11 protein-coding genes are annotated in these 17,480 nt (G+C 57.0%); 5 read left to right on the plus strand and 6 right to left on the minus strand.

Features of this window, described 5'->3' with window-relative positions:
• Position 1 precedes the first annotated feature (1 nt).
• The gene (locus tag AACY45_RS01275; protein ID WP_339543779.1) at positions 2 to 4,795 is read right to left on the minus strand and encodes a deaminase domain-containing protein; all 4,794 of its coding nucleotides are present in this window, start codon (positions 4,793 to 4,795) and stop codon (positions 2 to 4) included.
• Between AACY45_RS01275 and AACY45_RS01280 the strand changes: the two genes are divergently transcribed.
• The 3 genes from AACY45_RS01280 to AACY45_RS01290 all read left to right on the plus strand — a co-directional run bounded on the left by AACY45_RS01280 (position 4,794) and on the right by AACY45_RS01290 (position 8,363).
• On the plus strand, positions 4,794 to 5,009 hold the full coding sequence (locus AACY45_RS01280; RefSeq protein WP_339543780.1) for a hypothetical protein: 216 nt from the start codon (positions 4,794 to 4,796) through the stop codon (positions 5,007 to 5,009). The genes AACY45_RS01275 and AACY45_RS01280 overlap by 2 nt on opposite strands.
• 53 nt (positions 5,010 to 5,062) lie before the next feature.
• A complete protein-coding gene (locus tag AACY45_RS01285; RefSeq protein ID WP_339543781.1) occupies positions 5,063 to 7,522 on the plus strand; it encodes an EAL domain-containing protein in 2,460 nt (819 codons plus the stop codon).
• 79 nt (positions 7,523 to 7,601) lie between these two features.
• The gene (locus AACY45_RS01290) at positions 7,602 to 8,363 is read left to right on the plus strand and encodes a TenA family transcriptional regulator (protein WP_445261151.1); all 762 of its coding nucleotides are present in this window, start codon (positions 7,602 to 7,604) and stop codon (positions 8,361 to 8,363) included.
• Positions 8,364 to 8,447: 84 nt separating this feature from the next.
• Here AACY45_RS01290 and AACY45_RS01295 read toward each other — a convergent pair whose 3' ends face one another.
• The 5 genes from AACY45_RS01295 to AACY45_RS01315 form a co-directional block, all read right to left on the minus strand.
• Positions 8,448 to 9,374 (minus strand): GGDEF domain-containing protein, encoded by a 927-nt coding sequence (locus tag AACY45_RS01295; RefSeq protein ID WP_339543783.1) that lies wholly within the window; start codon positions 9,372 to 9,374, stop codon positions 8,448 to 8,450.
• Between the two features lie 249 nt (positions 9,375 to 9,623).
• Positions 9,624 to 10,364, minus strand: a complete 741-nt coding sequence (locus tag AACY45_RS01300) for a YciK family oxidoreductase (protein ID WP_339543784.1) — start codon at positions 10,362 to 10,364, stop codon at positions 9,624 to 9,626.
• Positions 10,365 to 10,423: 59 nt separating this feature from the next.
• Positions 10,424 to 11,095, minus strand: coding sequence for an N-acetylmuramic acid 6-phosphate phosphatase MupP (gene mupP / locus AACY45_RS01305; protein WP_339543785.1), 672 nt, complete (start codon positions 11,093 to 11,095; stop codon positions 10,424 to 10,426).
• Positions 11,096 to 11,099: 4 nt separating this feature from the next.
• Positions 11,100 to 11,798, minus strand: coding sequence for a bifunctional 2-polyprenyl-6-hydroxyphenol methylase/3-demethylubiquinol 3-O-methyltransferase UbiG (gene ubiG, locus AACY45_RS01310; RefSeq protein ID WP_182341636.1), 699 nt, complete (start codon positions 11,796 to 11,798; stop codon positions 11,100 to 11,102).
• Between the two features lie 63 nt (positions 11,799 to 11,861).
• Positions 11,862 to 13,193 (minus strand): TRZ/ATZ family hydrolase, encoded by a 1,332-nt coding sequence (locus AACY45_RS01315; protein WP_339543786.1) that lies wholly within the window; start codon positions 13,191 to 13,193, stop codon positions 11,862 to 11,864.
• Positions 13,194 to 13,301: 108 nt separating this feature from the next.
• Here AACY45_RS01315 and mtnA point away from each other — a divergent pair, with 108 nt between their 5' ends.
• Both mtnA and gyrA read left to right on the plus strand, forming a co-directional pair.
• Positions 13,302 to 14,378: an S-methyl-5-thioribose-1-phosphate isomerase gene (gene mtnA, locus AACY45_RS01320; RefSeq protein ID WP_339543787.1), complete on the plus strand. Its 1,077-nt coding sequence runs from the start codon at positions 13,302 to 13,304 to the stop codon at positions 14,376 to 14,378.
• Between the two features lie 380 nt (positions 14,379 to 14,758).
• The gene (gyrA, locus tag AACY45_RS01325) at positions 14,759 to 17,413 is read left to right on the plus strand and encodes a DNA gyrase subunit A (RefSeq protein WP_339543788.1); all 2,655 of its coding nucleotides are present in this window, start codon (positions 14,759 to 14,761) and stop codon (positions 17,411 to 17,413) included.
• Positions 17,414 to 17,480: the final 67 nt, after the last annotated feature.

Consider the following 17,480-nt stretch of genomic DNA (forward strand, 5'->3'; position numbering starts at 1 on the left):
TTCAGTCTGAAGAACTTGAAGAACTTGAAGAACTTGAAGAACTTGAAGAACTCTGCGAATCGCTTGACGTAGGTGCGGGGCGCTTACGACGCTTTCCCCATATGACGTTCAGGGCAGTGGCTCCGCGCTCATGACCAAACTCTTTCATGACGATCGCACAGGAGTCACATGGGGGTAACGTAGTTGCCACCGTGATCGACTTGATGTCGTCATCATTCGGATATTTTTCGCTGATATAGCCAATCAGTTTGCTTTCACTGTCTCCTGAGGTCACTCGATTCAATACGTCGGGATCACTGAAGGCATCCATGGGATGTGGTATAGCCAGCAATTTTCCATCCGCACTCACGCTCAAGGAAGCGGGATGAAGTGGGTTTCTAATTTTGTCGACATTGAAATAGGTGACGTCATTGATCACTACTTCTGTAGCGATTTTGTTGCGTTTGAACAAAGGAATATGGCTTGTGTAGTCATCAATTCCGGAGACGCTGACATATATTTCTATGTTGCCTGACGCTGTTGTGACTTCGGCGAATGCTATGTTTTTTGGATCTTGAGTTGGAAGGATTTCTTGTAGCTCTTGCATGGCATCATTGATCGTGAGGCTTCTGCCAGCTGAGTTCGATGAGCCGGCCGGGGAGGGAGTCGTAAAAAGTGTATTGAACGTATTGGTCGTTGATGTTTTTATTACTTCTGGTGCAAGATAAATAGGGCTCCATACCGCTGCGCCATTAGGCAATTCTGCGGTAATTATTCTTGTTCGGCGATCGAATAGCAGTGACGAGGCGGAATAAGCTGTGACATTTACATGTTTTAGTTCTGAAGCAGGGTCGATCGGTGCCCCGATGGGTTTTGCAATTTTATCGAGGTTGTCCAGTATTAGCTCGACTTTATCTTGGCCGTAAGTCCGGACCATATTATTTGCATTCAGAGAACCTACATACACTCGCTGTAGCTCTTCTCCAAGGGTTCTCGGGGCGAGTTCGGCCGCGTCAAGTTTTTTCAGAATTAAAGGGGACTGAAGACTGTCCTCGGGAGATAGTTTTACGAGGTAATAGTCATTGATGTTCAAGCGAGTGAACACATAGGTGGATTTCTTGTCGATGGAGGGTGCTATGATCGCGCCGGTTATATGGGTGTCGTTGATTTTTTCGGCTGTTCCGGTGACTTTGATTCCCCCAAATATTCCGTTCTGAAACTCAATCGTTGCAGAGACTGTTTTTTTCGGTATTGGCGTTTTGCTTTTGAGGCCAATCCATTCTGGCTTACCTTTGTAGGTGTTGAGCTTTCCATTCTTGAATTGGTAGATTTTTCCTTCAAAGGATAGTAAAGACCGTTCGTTCGGCGCCTGAGGTGTCGAGGGATAGTAAGTGTTGTCACCGAACCAGCTCGCCCAACTATTTTGCTGATTGAACTCTCCAATCGGGGGGCGCTCGGCGGGGTTGTTATCCAGTACAAATCTGGTGAGGCATACACCATCTAATGCGCGAGAAGTACGGCATGGAACTTTTTTAAGTTTTTCAATTGTGTCAGTGTTGTTTATGCGACACAGCTTTCCGTCTTTCAATCGATAGGGGATATCATCCAGGTAGAAGGTTCTTGTTTTATCGATTTCAAATATTTCTCGCACATGGGTCTTTGCGGGTACCTCGACGATGACATGGGTATCGGTATTGGCCAGAGTGCTGTACCGAGAGCGCCCCAATGAAAGTTCGAATGAGTCAGCAGTCAGCGAAGGGCCATACGGTTTGGAGGATGAAGGGTCAATCAGGCGATAGTCGGACTTTCCCCTGGGGGCGGTGTTGCGTACAAGGATATCCTCTATCCCCTGGCATGTAGCCAATTGATCGTTAACGTTCAGTGGACGCCATCGGCCTGGATGAGTGACTTGAGGCATGCTTTGGATAAAATCATATTGGTCAGCGCTACCCGTCAACATCTTTAGATTTAAAAGACCTTTTTTACCGAGCCTGAATACCCTTTGGCCTACTGCTTTTAATAATGACGGTATGCCATCGAACGGATTTAGGGTGGAGATGAGTAGCGTGCCCGTCAGTTTTGCAAATGACGGTAAAGTTGCGCCAATACTAATCTTGCCGGCGACGTTGATCAGTTTAAGTGATCCAGACGCAAATTTTCCTATGGGAAGAATGAATGAAGCGAAATCTGCGAATACGCCGAATACGCCGCGAACCATCCGATCTCGATCTCCGGAATTCAAGTCTTCGATGCTGCTCCAAAAAGGTACAAACATTTTTACAACTTCAATTGCCTTGTCTCGTTGGGCGTCTTTACGGTCAAATTTTGTTTCGCCATAGCAACTGTCAAGTAATTTGTTTTCGTCAATAAAGAGAAAGTTCTGCGAGATATAGTTGGCAAGGTTGAAGATATTCCTTGATTCCAGTGTGCGGGGTATATTTTCGTGATCTTCATTTTGCCCCGCTCGTTCAAGCGTACTCCCTAACTGATCCATGATCGCTTGGCATTCTGTGTTGGCACGGGGAGGGGCTCCTTTTTCATGAGCATCCCAGTCGAAGGGTAGGTTTTTATGGCGTAGTACAGTCACATTGACAGACGAGCCACTGCTGATTTTCCATTTCTCCAGTATTCTTTGTCCTCCAATATGATGTGGTTGAATATCAATCCGGCGGCGAATCACTCCGGCCCGGGGCAGGAGTTCGTAATATGAAACCGTTTCATCGTAGGTTGTTTCCAAGATGAAACCCTTGCGTGCCCTGAGGGGTAATGTGTTCTTCTCTAACTCATTTTCCGCTTCGATCCCCGTTGTTGCTTTTCGTAGGGTGTATATTTTCACATCCCCGTACTCCAAGGCTTGACGATCAGCCAAGGGCAAGGAAGCAAGTTGATGAGTGATTAACGATCTGTAAGCGCTTCGGGTGACGTCAAGATAGATTTTGAAGTGAGTGTTGAACGTCGATTCGATATCTGGAAGTGATTTCGTTTCAGGCGGACTTGAAGTCAAGCCGGACCAGTCCAGGTTGGTTTGCACGCTACGATCCTTGCCGATTTTGATCCAGAGATCAGTTACGATATTGCCATCCGGAGCCGTGATGAACCATTTTTTTTCTCCATCAAGCTTTCCGGACGCATAGGCATCAATGAACGTAGCTGTATCGGGTGCGAGCCTGTCCACTGGTCCGCTGAATCGTATAGGAGGGGCCGTATAAGAACTGCTCTCTTCGACCAGTTTCCTGCCATCGTCTATAAAAAGATGATCACCAAACAGTCGTTGCACTTTGAGTTTTGCAATGTTAAGCCTGTCTGGAGGAGTAATATCCAGCCAGCCGATAGTTTGCTTCAAGCTATTGATCGTGACATCGAGTTTTTTCGCAGCATTTGTTGCGTCCTGCGTTGTGTAGTTTGCATCGGATTTGAATGACACCAGTCCGTTTGTGACGGCCCACTCAAGCGTCGGTTTCACTCTCGTAAGTGCGATCAGTTTCAAATTTTCAGATGGCCCTTCAGTGGCGTACTGGGTTGGCAGGTCGATCAGTTGCTGGAAGCTCAGTCTATCCAGCAAGCGCGGATTGATCGCGCTGGCAAGATAGGCGCCGTGGGCAAAATTTACCCAAGCGATAGAGCTACGGTAAGGCAGCTCTGTCGAGATATTTGCGGCGCGGAATTCGCAGGGAAATTGACTTAGGTACAGTCGCGCCATGATAACGGCTTCTTTTTCCGATGCTGCTCGTTTGGAAGTCAGTAGATGCTCTTCGAATTGTTTCCAGATTTCCTTATGGCTTTTTCCCCAGTGTGCCCGTGAGTGCAAATCAAAGCCGGCGATTCTGTCGGGAAATTCGACGATCCGATGTTCAAACCAGATCTGCAGTGCGTTTGCCAAGACCTTGGTGCTTATATAAGGAGAGGCCTCTTCCCCAGGGTTTGCGCCGTACCAATCCAGCGCTGACAGCAACAGACCTTCAAGCTTCCTGGCTTCAGGGCCTTGCAGGATTTTCTCAAGATAAACCGTCGGCTGGGCGCGAATACGCTCAAGCATGGTTGATGAAAGGATGTCATTGGCCAAATGAGTTAATAAAGACGTTTCATTAGGCAAGAAGGCCTGAATGGTATGCTTGATGGCGCCGATAATAAATTGACTATCTATTTCGATATCAGAGTTTTCTGATGGAGATTGCTGCAATGAAACCGAACGAGTTTTCTCCAGAAGACCTGAACTCAGGTCCAACATACTGAATTCGTCCTCAAGCCTCAGCCGGTAACTGGAAATTTTTTCCTCAAGCGTATAGATCGACGTCTGATGTGCTACAGCGTTAGTCGGATCCCAGGGCGACATCCCGTAAAACGTCGCCATTCTGGGCAGCGTGACAAGCCGGTCATAGCGTATTTGCCCGGCCATTAACCTCACCGTTTTTTCGATTCGGGATTTGAGTGCCGGTAAATCTCCAATTTCATTTAATTCCAGTGTTACTTTGTCCTGGTTTTCGCGGTTCGACGTCTGATAATGATAGGTTCTGCCTTCCAGAGTAACAGTCAAATAATGCGGGGAAACATTCTTCGCTCTGCACGCGGCCAGGTAATCGCTATCTTTCATCAGTGCTTGCAGGGCGAGTTGTCCAACTTCGTTTTCCTCACTCAGAGGGGAAAATGTGCGGGGCTTGAGTAAGGTGTTCGCGAATTCAGTGATAGAGCCGACTTCCCCACGCATGAAGGACAGCAGTAGTTCATAGTCCTCAAGTTGACTTTGATAGACCTGCATGGCACTCGGGAGGGGGTCTGTGGTGTTGTTGGTTGTGTTGTTCGGAAGGGGTGTGTGCATGACTATCGACCTCGTCTTTGGTATTTTCGGTTTTCCAATGCTCGATTCAATGAGCGCTGGCGTTTGCTACCGATTACAACGGGTCATGGCGCAGGTCGTGCGGTATGTAGATAGTGCAGCGGTCGTCAGAAAGACGGCTTCGTTCCTGAAGCGGCATCTTTTACCCGTGAAGCCAGTTCTTGCTTGCCGGGACTACGAACGCCTCCTAGGCTAGCTGTAGCGATTTCGTCCAGACGATGACCAGGCAGTGCTAACGCAAGGGACCTCATGAAGCAAAAAAGGACGCTCGGGACACCTCGGCTGCTGGGCATCGTCTGGCCGTTTATTGCCGTCGTGGTATTTCAGGCCCTGCTCGGGGGTGTCAGCCTCTATACGCTGTCGGCGGTTCGCGGCTATGTGGGGGGCGAGAGCCTGTGGTCCAAGAGCCAGAAAGACGCGATCTACTACCTCAATCTCTACGTCGACAACCGCGACGAGTCCATATTCCGAAAATACCAGCAGGCCATGACGGTGCCTGAAGGTGGCCATGAGCTGCGGGTTGCCCTGGATCGCGAGCCCCCGGACCTGGAAGCGGCCCGACGGGGCATTATCAAGGGGGGCAACCACCCGGACGACGTGCCGAGCCTGATCTGGCTCTACCTGAATTTTCGCCATTTCAGCTATCTGCAAATCGCGATCGATCGTTGGATTGAGGGTGATGCCTACCTGGTCCAGCTGGACAATGTCGCCCAGGACATGCGTGAGCGCATCACTCATAACCAGGCGACCGAAGTGGACATGGCGCGCTGGAAGGCGCAGATATTTGCCATCAATGAAGGTGTAACTCCCGCCGCCAAGGCCTTCAGCGATGCCCTGGGCGAGGGGTCGCGGGTGATTTTGCGGTGGCTGTTGTTCACAAACCTGGCGACCGCACTCGGCCTGATTGCCCTGGCCTTGTTGCGGACCCACAAATTGCTGGCCCAGCGCCACGCCTTTGCCGATGCCCTGCAACTGGAAAAAGAACGCGCGCAAATTACCTTGCAGTCCATTGGCGACGGCGTGATCACCACCGATGTGGAAGGCGCCATCACCTACATGAACCCGGCGGCCGAAGCACTGACCCACTGGAAGGCCGGACAGGCAGTAGGCCAACCGCTGGCGGCGTTGTTCAATTTGCTGGATGAAAACGCCCAGGCCGATGGGTTTACCCTGATCGAGCACATCCTCAGTGGGCAGCTCAGTGGTAGCAGTGAGCACGCCAAGCTGATCCAGCGCCTGGACGGCAGTACGGTGTCGGTGACCCTGGTGGGATCGCCGATTCACACGGCCGGCAAGGTCAGTGGCACAGTGCTGGTGTTGCACGACATGACCCAGGAGCGGCAATACATCGCCAACCTCTCCTGGCAGGCGACCCACGACACCTTGACTGGCCTGGCCAACCGCCGCGAATTTGAGTTTCGTTTGGAGCAGGCGCTGCATAACCTGACGCGCCAACCGGGGCGGCATGCGCTGATGTTCCTCGACCTCGATCAATTCAAGCTGGTCAATGACACCTGTGGGCACGCTGCCGGCGATGAGTTGCTACGACACATCTGTGCCTTGTTGCAGTCGGGACTGCGCGAGGGCGATACCCTGGCTCGGTTGGGGGGCGACGAGTTCGGCATACTCCTGGAGAATTGCGCACCCGAGTCTTCGGAGAAAATTGCCGAAACCCTGCGCCAGACCGTACAAAACCTGCACTTTGTCTGGAAAGGCCGGCCATTCGTGACCACTGTCAGTATTGGCCTGGTGCACGTGGCACAGAATCCGGCGACCCTGGAAGCCTTGCTGCGGGCCGCGGACATGGCGTGCTACATGGCCAAGGAGAAGGGCCGTAACCGCGTGCAGCTGTATCATGTCGACGACTCGGAGTTGTCGCTACGGTTTGGCGAAATGGCCTGGGTGCAGCGCTTGCACATGGCCCTTGAAGAAAACCGCTTCTGTTTGTACTCCCAGGAAATCGCCACCCTGGGGCACGTCGAGACAGGGGGCGGGCATGTCGAAATCCTGCTGCGACTGCATGACGAAGCCGGGCGAATGATATTGCCCAATAGTTTCATTCCCGCTGCCGAGCGTTATGGCTTGATGACTTCCCTGGATCGCTGGGTAGTCGAGAATGTATTCAAGATCATTGCCCAGTGTATGGCCCAACAACATGAAGCGCCGATGGCGATGTGTGCGATTAATCTGTCAGGTAATACTATTGGCGATGACGCGTTTTTAATCTTCTTGCGCCAGCAGTTTGTTATTTACGGTATTCCGCCTGAAATGATTTGTTTTGAAATTACTGAAACCAGTGCCATTTCAAATTTATCCAGTGCAATTAAATTTATTAATGAACTCAAGGGCTTGGGTTGCTACTTTTCCTTGGATGATTTTTGTGCCGGAATGTCATCGTTCGCGTATCTGAAACACTTACCTGTAGACTTTCTGAAGATCGACGGAAGTTTCGTCAGGGATATGCTGGATGACCCGATTAACCGTGCAATGGTCGAAGTGATCAACCACATTGGTCATGTCATGGGTAAGCGCACAATTGCCGAATTTGTTGAAACCCCGCAGATCGAGCAGGCCTTGCTGGAAATCGGCGTGGATTATGCTCAGGGTTACAATATAGAACGTCCGCAGTTGTTTACCACTGACAGCCTGATCTGTCGGCCGAGTCGACCTCTGCCGTTGTTGTTCAAGGCGCCCGGCACGTTCCGTTGAAGTTCTCTGTCGATCCGTAACCATCACAATCAAAAGGAGTACGACAGTGATCGATGCATTCAATAGAACCGGCCCGCTTATGGAAGCTGCAAGTTATCCCGTCTGGGCTCAGCAACTGATCCAGGCCTGCAGCGAGAGTAAACGCCGGGTGGTCGAACATGAACTTTACCACCGTATGCGTGATAACCGACTCAGCGCCAGGACCATGCGCCAGTACTTGATTGGTGGTTGGCCCGTGGTGGAGCAGTTTGCGCTGTATATGGCGCAGAACTTGACCAAGACCCGTTTTGCCCGGCACCCGGGCGAAGACATGGCGCGTCGCTGGTTGATGCGCAATATCCGAGTTGAACTCAACCATGCCGACTATTGGCTGCATTGGAGTCGCGCCCATGGCGTCAGCCTGGAAGACTTGCAGGCGCAACAGGTGGCGCCGGAGCTCCATGCGTTGAGCCATTGGTGCTGGCATACCAGTTCGTCCGACTCGCTGATCGTGGCCATCGCCGCCACCAACTATGCGATCGAGGGCGCGACCGGGGAGTGGTCGGCGCTGGTCTGCTCCAATGGGATCTATGCGGCATCCTTTGCCGATGAGGAGCGCAAGCGCGCCATGAAGTGGCTGAAAATGCACGCGCAGTACGATGATGCTCATCCATGGGAGGCGCTGGAGATCATGTGTACGCTCGCCGGCCTCAATCCCAGCAAGGCGCTGCAGCAAGAGCTGCGCCAAGCCGTGTGCAAAAGCTACGACTATATGTACCTGTTCCTGGAGCGTTGCCTGCAACTGGAATACGTCCACAAGCCCAGCGTAGTCCGTGGGCGCATGGCGATGGCCGAAGGCTGACCGTTAGGGCCCTGTAGCCGCTGGCGCAGCCTGCGTTGGGTTGCGTAGCGACCCCGACGTTCTCACGTCGGGGTGAAGGGGCGGTTAACCTGCCATCGCCAGCCGGTTCCGCCCCTCTCGCTTGGCCACGTACAGCGCACTGTCAGCGCGTCGCAGCAAGCTGTCAGCCGATTCTGCGGGGAGCAGGGTCGAACAGCCAAGGCTGACGGTCAGCTCGATTTGCTTGCCCTCTACCCGGTAATCCGCCACCTGTGAACTGTATCGCAGGCGTTCGCCGACCATGGCCGCGGCCTCGCGGCTGGTATTGGAGAGCAGGATCAGGAATTCTTCGCCGCCGAAACGAAAGACCATATCGACGTTGCGCAGCTGGCTCTTGATCGATGTGGCGACGGCCTTGAGCACGTGGTCGCCGGCGCTGTGGCCGTGGCGGTCATTGACGCGCTTGAAGTGGTCGATATCCAGCATCAACAGGGACAAGGGCTGTTGGTGACGCCGGGCCATGTGGATTTCCCGTTCCAGGGTCTGATCCATGGCGATGCGGTTGCCGGTGCCGGTCAGGGGATCGCGCAGCGCGCTTTGGGTGGCCACTCGATACAGCAGGGCGTTGCGCATCGGGAACAACAACGGCACCAGCAAGGCTTCGAGGTTGGTCTGCTCCTGCTCACTGAAGCGCTGATTGCGCCGGAACACCAGTTCACCCAGGTGCTCGCCCTGGTGGCTGAGGCTGTAGCTCACCGAGTGGTGGCCACGCTGACCGAGCTCCAGGCGCAATTCGCTGGACTCGTGTCGATAGTGCAGGGCGTCCAGCGGGACGAGGCGCTGAACTTCGCGAAAAAACAGGCCGAGGATGCGTTGCGGTTCAAGGCTGGTTTGCAGTTGCAGGGCCATTTGCTGGCGCAACTGGCTGAGGCTCGCAGGGCGTTCCAGCAGGGGCGGGATTTGGCCAAAACCCAGGCGTTGCAATTTGGCGCTATCAAAATCAATTGCGTGGGTCTGGGTCGGAGATTTCATATGGCGTGTGTCCCCAAGCAGGAATGCTGTCTGACAAGCTGGGTTACAGCGTGTTTGATGCAGATTTAGAGCGAAATACGTGCCATCGGTTCATTTTCAAGAAAAACCGAATGCAATCAATCTGTTGGGTCGCTAGGTGAACCATGCTGACGGTCAATCTGACAGTTGTTTGACTCAACGTCGCAGAGGGGCGGCCCCGGCCTGGCCATGCCGCGACGGGAAGCCGTCGCGGCAGGCTATGGCGCCAACTTACTGGGCGTCGAACGCCTGGCCGTTGATGCCGCTGCTGTCCGGCCCCATCAGGTACAGGTAGACCGGCATGATTTCTTCCGGGGTCGGGTTGTTGTTCGGGTTTTCCCCGGGGTAGGCCTGGGCGCGCATGCTGGTGCGGGTGGCGCCCGGGTTGATGCTGTTGGCGCGGACCGGTGCGACCGTGTCGACTTCATCGGCCAGGGTCTGCATCAGGCCCTCGGTGGCGAACTTCGAGACGCCATAAGCGCCCCAGTACGCACGACCCTTACGACCGACACTGCTGGAGGTGAAGATCACCGAGGCGTCCTGGGACAGTTTGAGCAGGGGCAGCAAGGTGCTGGTCAGCATGAACATGGCGTTGACGTTGACTTGCATCACGCGCATGAAGTTTTCGCCGGACAACTGCTCGATCGGCGTGCGTGGTCCAATGATCGAGGCGTTGTGCAGCAAGCCGTCCAGGCGGCCGAATTCAGTCTCGATCATCGCCGCCAGTTCGTCGTACTGGTGCGGCAGGGCGGTTTCCAGGTTGAACGGGATCACCGCAGGTTGTGGGTGGCCGGCGGCTTCGATCTCGTCGTAGACCTGGGTCAGGTTGGCTTCGGTCTTGCCCAGCAACAGCACAGTGGCACCGTGAGCGGCGTAGGTTTTCGCGGTGGCTGCGCCGATCCCGCGGCCGGCACCGGTGACCAGGATGACCCGGTCCTTGAGCAATTCAGGACGAGCGGAGTAATCAAACATAAAAAACCTCTACAAAAATTCTTCAGGTCAGGCGCGGGCGCGTTGCCATAGATGCCTGCTTAGCAGCTGCACACCGCGCTATCGAGCACCTTGCGCAACTCCAGCGGGTGATCCACTACCACGTCCGCACCCCAGTGTCGCGGGTTGTCGTCTGGGTGAATGTAGCCGTAGGTCACCGCGGCGGTGCGGGTGCCGGCATCGCGTCCGGACTCGATGTCGCGCAGGTCGTCGCCGACGAACAGGACGCTGGCCGGGTCGAGGTCGAGCATCTTGCACGCCAGGATCAACGGTTCCGGGTCGGGCTTGCTGTTCTTCACGTGGTCCGGACAGATCAGCAGGGCCGAGCGCTCGGCCAGCCCCAGTTGCTGCATGATCGGCTCGGCAAAACGCAGCGGCTTGTTGGTCACTACGCCCCAGATCAGATTGGCCTTCTCGATGTCGGCCAGGAGTTCGGCCATGCCGTCGAACAGTTTGCTGTGGACTGCACAGCCCTTGAGGTAGCGTTCCAGGAACTCCAGGCGCAGCGCCTCGAAGCCCGGCGCCTGCGGGTCCATCATGAAGGTTGCGGCGACCATGGCCTTGGCCCCGCCGGAAATCTCGTCGCGGATGCGTGTGTCCAGGATCGCGGGCAGCCCGCGCTCGGCCAGCATGTCCTGGCAGATGGCGATGAAGTCCGGCGCGGTGTCGAGCAGGGTGCCGTCCATGTCGAAGAGAACTGCTCTGATAACCATGGGCTTACTCCTCGCGCAGGGTCTGGATCATGTAGTTGACGTCAACGTCGGCGGCCAGCTTGTAATGCTTGGTCAGCGGGTTGTAGGTCAGGCCGATGATGTCCTTGACGGTCAGGCCGGCTGCACGGCTCCAGGCGCCCAGTTCGGAAGGGCGGATGAATTTCTTGAAGTCGTGGGTGCCGCGCGGCAGCAGCTTCATGATGTATTCAGCGCCGACGATGGCGAACAGGTAGGCCTTCGGGTTGCGGTTGATGGTGGAGAAGAACACCTGGCCGCCAGGCTTGACCATGCGGAAGCAGGCGCGGATCACCGACGAGGGGTCGGGCACATGCTCGAGCATTTCCAGGCAGGTAACCACGTCGAACTGCTCGGGCATTTCTTCGGCCAGGGCTTCGGCAGTGATCTGCCGATATTCCACGCTCACCCCGGACTCCAACTGATGCAACTGGGCGACCGCCAGGGGCGCTTCGCCCATGTCGATGCCCATCACGGTGGCGCCGCGCTGTGCCATGGATTCGCTGAGGATGCCGCCACCACAGCCGACGTCCAGGACCTTCTTGCCCGCCAGTTTGACGCGTTCGTCAATCCAGTTGACCCGCAGTGGGTTGATGTCGTGGAGGGGCTTGAACTCGCTTTCGCGGTCCCACCAGCGATGGGCCAGGGCCTCGAATTTGGCGATTTCAGCGTGGTCGACGTTGCTCATGGGTAATCCTCTGAATCTGAAATAGTTTGCTGTCAGCCTTGAGGTTCAGCTCAAGGGTTCGTTCTATTCGGTGTGGCCGCTGATGCGTTGGCCCCAGGCGTTGGCCGTGGCGCACAGCTGTTGTTCATCGAGGCGCGTCAGGCGCCGGTCGTCGAGCAATTGCTTGCCGGCGACCCAAAGGTGTTTAACGCAGTCCCGGCCGGTGGCATAGATCAGTTGCGATACCGGGTCGTAGACCGGTTGCTGGGCCAGGCCGGACAGGTCGAAGGCCACCAGGTCGGCAAATTTGCCGACTTCCAGCGAACCAATCTGTTGCTCCTGGCCCAGGGCGCGGGCGCCGTTGAGGGTCGCCATGCGCAGGGCGCGATGGGCGTCCAGGGCGCTGGCGGAGCCGGCAACGGCCTTCGCCAGCAGAGCGGCGGTGCGGGTTTCACCCAGCAGGTCCAGGTCATTGTTGCTGGCGGCGCCATCGGTGCCGATCGCTACGTTGACCCCGGCCTGCCACAAACGCTCCACCGGGCAGAAGCCGCTGGCCAGCTTCAGGTTCGATTCCGGGCAATGAATCACGCTGCTGTTGCTTTCTACCAGCAATGCCAGGTCGTCTTCGCTGATCTGGGTCATGTGCACTGCCTGGAAGCGCGGCCCCAGCAGGCCCAGGCGTGCCAGGCGGGCCAATGGCCGCTCGCCGTGTTTTTCCAGCGCCTGCTGCACTTCGATCGCGGTTTCGTGAACGTGCATGTGAATGGCGGCGTCCAGCTCCTCGGCGATCATCCGGACTTTCTCCAGGTTTTCATCGCCAACGGTGTAGGGTGCATGGGGGCCGAAGGCGATTTTGAGGCGGGGATGGTGCTTGAGGTCGCCGAGCAGTTCGATGCCCTGGCGGATCGCCTCATCGGCACTGCTGGCGCCGGGAATCGGGAAGTCGAGGATCGGAATCGCGATCTGGGCCCGTATGCCGCTGTTATGTACGCGCTCACTGGCAACTTTGGGGTAGAAGTACATGTCCGAGAAGCAGGTGATGCCACCTTTGATCTGCTCGGCGATGGCCAGGTCCATGCCGTCGCGTACGAAGGCTTCATCGACCCACTTACCCTCGGCCGGCCAGATGTGCTGTTCGAGCCAGGTCATCAGCGGCAAGTCATCGGCCAGGCCGCGGAACAGGGTCATTGCGGCATGCCCGTGGGCGTTGATCAGCCCGGGGCTGAGCAGCATGCCTGGCAACTCCCTGACCTCGCGGGCCGCGAGTTTGAGTGCAGCGCTGCGCGGACCGATGAAGGCAATTCGCCCGTCGCGGATCCCCAGGCCATGCTCTTTGAGCACCACGCCCGCCGGTTCGACAGGCACCAGCCAGGTCGGCAGCAAGAGGAGGTCGAGCGCAGCAACAGGGTTCGGCATCGAGGATTCGGTCCAGTGCTTTTGTAAAGGATGGCGAAGTATACCCGAGCGTCTTCGCGGGGGGATCGCTATAATCGACGGCTTTTGTTCATGAGTACGGGGTGAGGGATGCGCGATCGACTGTTGGCTGCTGAGAAGGTGAAGGCCATCGATTGGCGAGACGGCGCCCTGTACCTGCTGGACCAGCGTCTGCTGCCGTTCGAGGAGCGCTGGATGGCTTATACCACTGCGGCGCAGGTGGCCGAGGCCATTCGTGGCATGGTGGTGCGCGGCGCTCCGGCCATCGGCATCAGCGCCGCCTATGGCATGGTGCTGGCCGCGCGTGCCCGGTTTGCCGCAGGTGGGGATTGGCAGGCGGCGCTGGAGGAGGATTTTGCCCTGCTGGCCGAGTCTCGTCCGACCGCAGCGAATCTGTCCTGGGCCCTGGGGCGCATGCGCGAACGCCTGGCACGGCTCAAGAATCACGCCCATCCCTTGGCCGTGCTCGAAGCCGAAGCCCAGGCGATCCATGAAAGTGATCGTGAAGCCAACCTGACCATCGCCCAGTTGGGCGTCGACCTGATTCGCAAGCATCAGGGCAACGCGCAGACCATCCTCACCCATGGCAACGCTGGTGCGTTGGCCACGGGCGGTTTCGGCACGGCACTGGGGGTGATTCGCGGGGCGTTCCTGGAGGGCATGGTCGAGCGGGTCTACGCCGACGAAACCCGGCCCTGGCTGCAAGGCTCGCGCCTGACTGCCTGGGAACTGGCCAACGAAGGCATCCCGGTGTCCGTCAACGCCGATGCCGCCGCCGCCCACATCATGAAGACCAAGGGCATTACCTGGGTGATTATCGGTGCCGACCGGATCGCCGCCAATGGCGATGTCGCTAGTCAGATCGGTACCTACCAACTGGCGGTCAACGCCATGCACCACGGCGTGCGCTTCATGGTGGTGGCGTCGAGTTCGACCATCGACATGAACCTGGCCAGCGGTGAAGACATCGTTCTTGAAGAGCGTGATGCCGGTGAGTTGCTCGAGGTGGGCGGCCGGCGGATCGGCGAGGGTGTCGAGGCCTTCAATCCGGTGTTCGACGTCACGCCAGCGGACTTGATCGATGCCATCATCACCGAAAAAGGCCTGGTCGAGCGGCCGGATACCGCGAAGATGGCGCAATTGATGTGCCGCAAGCGCCTGCATTGATGAGCTCGGGTGGCTGTGCGCTGGCTATCGCGAGCAGGCACGCTCCCACAGGTTCGCGCGTAAATCGACAAGCCAGCCTTTAATCGAGCCTCGAATCAGCATTCGATAAGCCTCTGAGCTTCTCTCGTCCCCTTCAAGCCTGTCATCGGTCAACTAACTATGCTCCATGCGCATCAGGGGGATAGGTGCGTGGCGGCTCTTGTGATAACATCCGGCGGTTTCCAAGGTCGCCCCGCGGGGTAACCTTTACTGCGCAGATCCATGGCATAACTCGTTGATTTGTCGTAAGTCGGTGCATGGCACTCAGCCTGCAGCGGCGAGCTTCGTTCGTCCCATCTGGATGTGACGAAGTTTCACCAGAAAAAGGAATCAGGCTTCTCATGGGCGAACTGGCCAAAGAAATCCTCCCGGTCAATATCGAAGACGAGCTGAAGCAGTCCTACCTCGACTACGCGATGAGCGTAATTGTCGGGCGGGCACTGCCTGATGCGCGCGATGGCTTGAAGCCCGTGCATCGGCGTGTGCTGTTCGCTATGAGCGAGCTGGGTAACGACTTCAACAAGCCGTACAAGAAATCTGCCCGTGTTGTCGGTGACGTGATCGGTAAGTATCACCCCCACGGTGATACCGCGGTGTACGACACCATCGTTCGGATGGCGCAGCCATTCTCGCTGCGTTACCTGCTGGTCGACGGCCAGGGCAACTTCGGTTCGGTCGACGGCGACAACGCCGCTGCGATGCGATACACCGAAGTGCGCATGACCAAGCTGGCGCACGAGCTGCTGGCTGACCTGCACAAGGAAACCGTGGACTGGGTGCCGAACTACGACGGCACCGAAATGATCCCGGCGGTCATGCCGACCCGTATTCCCAACCTGCTGGTCAACGGCTCCAGCGGTATCGCCGTGGGCATGGCGACCAACATTCCGCCGCACAACCTCGGTGAAGTCATCGACGGTTGCCTGGCGCTCATCGACAATCCCGAGCTGACTGTCGACGAGCTGATGCAATACATCCCGGGTCCGGACTTCCCGACCGCTGCGATCATCAACGGTCGCGCCGGCATCATCGAGGCCTACCGTACCGGTCGCGGGCGCATTTACATGCGTGCCCGCTCGACGATCGAAGACATCGACAAGGTCGGTGGTCGCCAGCAGATCGTCATCACCGAACTGCCTTACCAGTTGAACAAGGCGCGCCTGATCGAGAAGATCGCCGAGCTGGTCAAAGAGAAGAAGCTGGAAGGCATCACCGAACTGCGCGACGAGTCCGACAAGGACGGTATGCGGGTCGTGATCGAGTTGCGCCGTGGCGAAGTGCCAGAGGTGATTCTCAACAACCTCTACGCCCAGACCCAGCTGCAGGCAGTGTTCGGTATCAACATCGTGGCGCTGATCGATGGCCGTCCACGGATCCTCAATCTCAAGGATCTGCTGGAAGCCTTCGTGCGTCACCGTCGCGAAGTCGTGACCCGTCGTACCGTGTTCGAGCTGCGTAAAGCCCGCGAGCGTGGCCACATCCTGGAAGGCCAGGCCGTAGCCCTGTCGAACATCGACCCGGTCATCGCCCTGATCAAGGCCTCGCCAACGCCATCGGAAGCCAAGGAAGCGCTGATCAGCACGGCCTGGGAATCCTCTGCCGTGGTGGCGATGGTCGAGCGTGCCGGTGCTGATTCGTGCCGTCCAGAGACCCTGGATCCGCAGTATGGCCTGCGCGAAGGCAAGTACTTCCTGTCGCCGGAACAGGCGCAAGCCATTCTGGAACTGCGTCTGCATCGCCTAACTGGCCTGGAGCACGAAAAGCTGCTGGCCGAGTATCAAGAGATCCTCAACCAGATCGGCGAGCTGATCCGCATCCTCAACAGCGCCACGCGCCTGATGGAAGTGATCCGCGAAGAGCTGGAAGTGATCCGCGCCGAATACGGCGATGTGCGTCGCACCGAAATTCTCGATGCCCGTCTCGACTTGACCCTGGGTGACATGATCCCGGAAGAAGAGCGCGTCGTGACCATTTCCCACGGTGGCTACGCCAAGACCCAGCCATTGGCTGCGTACCAGGCCCAGCGTCGTGGCGGCAAAGGCAAGTCGGCGACGGGCGTCAAGGATGAGGACTACATCGCTCACCTGCTGGTTGCCAACAGCCATACCACGCTGCTGCTGTTCTCCAGCAAGGGCAAAGTGTACTGGCTGAAAACCTACGAAATTCCGGAAGCTTCCCGCGCCGCCCGTGGGCGTCCGCTGGTCAACCTGCTGCCGCTGGACAGTGATGAGTACATCACCACCATGCTGCCGGTCGAGGAATACACCGAAGGTCACTTCATCTTCATGGCGACCGCCAAGGGCACCGTGAAGAAGACCCCGCTGGAATCCTTCAGCCGTCAACGCAGCGTCGGCCTGATCGCGCTGGAGCTGGACGAAGGCGATGTGCTGATTTCCGCAGCCATCACCGATGGCGAGCGTGAGGTCATGCTGTTCTCCGATGGCGGCAAGGTCACTCGCTTCAAAGAGTCCGATGTACGTGCCATGGGTCGTACCGCGCGCGGTGTGCGCGGCATGCGCCTGCCGGAAGGGCAGAAGCTGATTTCCATGCTGATCCCGGAAGAAGGCAGCCAGATCCTCACCGCTTCGGCACGTGGCTACGGCAAGCGTACCGCCATCAGCGAGTTCCCGGAGTACAAGCGTGGCGGCCAGGGTGTGATCGCCATGGTCAGCAACGACCGCAACGGCCGCCTGGTAGGGGCCGTGCAGGTGCTCGACGGTGAGGAGATCATGCTGATTTCCGACCAGGGCACCTTGGTGCGTACCCGTGTCGACGAAGTGTCGAGTCTGGGGCGTAACACCCAGGGTGTGACCCTGATCAAGCTGGCCAGCGACGAAACGCTGGTGGGCCTGGAGCGGGTTCAGGAGCCGTCGGAAGTCGAAGGTGACGAGCTGGAAGGTGAAGAGGGCGCGGTATTCGACGGCGAAGTCGTGATCGACGACGTGGTTGACGATCAGCAACTTGACGCCGCCGCTGACGAAGAGCCGCAAGAGTAAGCGGATAAACAGGGGGCGGATGAAAATTCGCCCCCTTGTTGTTTGTCCCTATGGAAAATTGATGACC

Origin of the sequence: Pseudomonas sp. RA_35y_Pfl2_P32 (assembly GCF_963970735.1) — a bacterium.
GTDB lineage: Bacteria > Pseudomonadota > Gammaproteobacteria > Pseudomonadales > Pseudomonadaceae > Aquipseudomonas.